At 49.6% G+C, this 2,121-nt stretch carries 2 protein-coding genes; one reads left to right on the top strand and one right to left on the bottom strand.

Translation table 11 applies throughout. From position 1 onward, the window contains the following. On the bottom strand, positions 1–872 hold an 872-nt coding region (gene queA, locus RMO52_RS18865), incomplete at its 3' end, for a tRNA preQ1(34) S-adenosylmethionine ribosyltransferase-isomerase QueA (RefSeq protein WP_310417325.1). A 136-nt stretch (positions 873–1,008) separates the two neighbouring features. On the opposite strand from queA, the gene RMO52_RS18860 reads away from it, so the two are divergent. Next, the gene (locus RMO52_RS18860; RefSeq protein ID WP_310417322.1) at positions 1,009–1,941 is read left to right on the top strand and encodes a carbohydrate kinase; all 933 of its coding nucleotides are present in this window, start codon (positions 1,009–1,011) and stop codon (positions 1,939–1,941) included. Positions 1,942–2,121 lie beyond the last annotated feature (180 nt).

Raw genomic sequence — 2,121 nt, 5'->3', positions numbered from 1 at the left:
TTCGTATCGCCGCTGTAAGGCTGCAACGTGCCCGTCTGAGCTGCCGTTTCCAGGACGCGCACCGCAGTTGTCCCCACGGCATATACCTTGCCACCAGCGGCTTTAGTGGCTGCAATTAGCTCGATCGACTCGCTGGTAATTTCTAGCCATTCATGGTGCATCTGATGGGTGGTAATATCCTCGGCTTCGACGGGGCGAAAAGTCCCCACACCCACATGGAGCGTAACGTGAGTTTGGCGAATACCACTGGCGGTCAATCGATCGAGTAATTCCGGCGTAAAATGTAACCCAGCCGTGGGTGCTGCTACCGCACCGGGAACTTTGGCATAGACAGTTTGATACTGATCGGGAGTCGAAGTACTGGCATTGATATATGGCGGTAGCGGGAGTTCGCCAAAGTCAGCCAACACTTGCAGCAGGGGGATGTCGTCGGGTAATTCAAATTGCAGTAACCTACCACCAGTAACTTCATCTCTAGCAATAATTGTCGCTGTAATCTGGGGAATTTCACCCGATCGATCGCGTGCAGGGAAAATAATTTGGGTACCGACTTTGAGCTTGCGTCCGGGTTTTACCAGCGCCAACCAACTATTATGTTGCTGCTCGGATAACAGCAAAATTTCCACAGGTGCGCCTGTGGTTTTGGCACCATAAATCCGCGCGGGAATGACGCGAGTATTATTAAATACAAGCAAATCTCCCGGATTGAGAAAATCGCCAATCTCATGAAAGTGACGATGTTGATAGCCCTCACCCGCTTCGACTACCAACAGCCGCGATCGATCTCTCGGTACTACAGGAGTCTGCGCGATCGATTCCTCCGGTAAGTCATAATGATAACTGGTTAATAGTCGGTCAAGATCGTTATTCATCTAGATTTAGTTGCGATCGCATATTTTTGGTACCACTCAAAATTATCAAAGGTTTAATCCCTCCATTACCTTTCCCCTTTCCCCTTTTCCCTTTTCCCTCTTACCTCCCCCCTATCCTCCAACCCCCACCCCCTAAATGTCTACCGTCATTTGTCTTGGTGAAGTACTCTTCGATCTGTTAGCAAATGAGATTGGTGTCAGTCGCGAGCTAGTCGCATCTTGGACGCCGTTACCGGGTGGCGCACCTGCGAATGTGGCTTGTGCGCTCGTCAAAATGGGCGATCGATCGCGATTTATCGGCTGTGTCGGTACCGATGAAGCTGGCGAGAAATTGACGGACAAATTGACAACTCAAGGTGTGGATCTGACTGGCTTACAACGCCATCCCACCGCCCCAACGCGGCAGGTATATGTAGTACGAACCGCAGATGGCGATCGCATTTTTGGCGATTTTGGGGGGATTGCGACCGATAAATTTGCCGACACCCAATTGAGTGTAGTGTCGAGAGACTTATTTATAGGTGCGGACTTTTTATTACTGGGGACATTAGCATTAGCATATCCGCTCAGTGCGGCGAGTACTTGGCAAGCTGTAGAATTTGCCACCGCTCAGGGGGTGAAGATCGTAGTAGATATCAACTGGCGACCGACTTTTTGGACATCGCCGACAGTAGCTATTCCCGCGATAAAAAGACTCCTCGCCAGTGCGGATTATGTCAAGTTTGCCAAAGAAGAAGCCGAACTAATTTATGGGCAAACATCGCCCCAACTGCTCTGCGAATACTTACCCAAAGCCATGGGAATTTTTGTCACCGATGGTGGCAATGTGTGTGAATACTGGTTAGATGGGTTTGCTGGCGAACAGCCTGCTTTTAGTGTCAACGCGATCGATACTACCGGGGCTGGGGATGCCTTTGTCGCCGGATTGATACATCAGTTGGGGACAGCCCAATCTGCTCCAGAAATAGTCTGCTATGCCGCTGCTGCTGGAGCTTTGACGACGCTCAAACCTGGCGCGATCGATGCCCAACCCACCGATGCCGAGATTTACCAGTTTTTGAGCGCCTAATGACCTCAATTATCGTTCGGTTCGGTCAGCTATTTAACTTAGTCGAACCGAGCGAAATGTCCAGTGAATTATGAGGAGTTCGGCCATTTTGGCGATCGAGACAATCTTATTGATATTTTGCATTCAAACAAATTTACTAATGAGTAGTGGATAGTGGATAGTGAATAGTGGATAGTGGAT

This window comes from Chamaesiphon sp. OTE_8_metabat_110 (genome assembly GCF_031382685.1).
Classification (GTDB): Bacteria; Cyanobacteriota; Cyanobacteriia; order Cyanobacteriales; family Chamaesiphonaceae; genus Chamaesiphon.
This window is presented reverse-complemented; position numbering and strand designations above follow the sequence as displayed.

Bases quoted from the DNA above. Each gene is read 5' to 3' on its own strand.
- RMO52_RS18860 (WP_310417322.1), top strand. From the start codon at position 1,009: ATGTCTACCGTCATTTGTCTTGGTGAAGTACTCTTCGATCTGTTAGCA.